The organism is Paenibacillus sp. GbtcB18, from assembly GCF_019091125.1.
GTDB lineage: Bacteria > Bacillota > Bacilli > Paenibacillales > NBRC-103111 > Paenibacillus_F > Paenibacillus_F chitinolyticus.
Map to the genome: position 1 here is coordinate 1 of NZ_JAGXJX010000510.1, position 259 is coordinate 259.

At 44.0% G+C, this 259-nt stretch carries 1 protein-coding gene; it reads right to left on the reverse strand.

All coding sequences use genetic code 11. The annotated features are described in order from the left end of the window. Window positions 1-259, reverse strand: a 259-nt coding sequence (locus KVT34_RS30505) for a hypothetical protein (protein ID WP_217563321.1), incomplete at both ends; no start/stop codon positions are given.

Sequence of the window (259 nt, forward strand, 5' to 3'; positions counted from 1 at the left end):
CATCCATCTTTTCCATAAAGAAATGAAGGGAGCTTTTCTTATTTGCGTCGGTTTCAGTGAGCACAATACTTTCATCCGGGTTATAGGCAAAGCTGCTAACATATACCATACGCTCTCCTTTTTCCAGCTCATAACGGTAACGGTTGCCGATGCCAGGCAGCTTATGATCTACATCATGTACGGCTTTTATTCCTTTTTGCCAGCGGTTACGAAACTCCGGGTGGCAGGCGGTGTAGAACAGGTTCTTAATATTAGTATG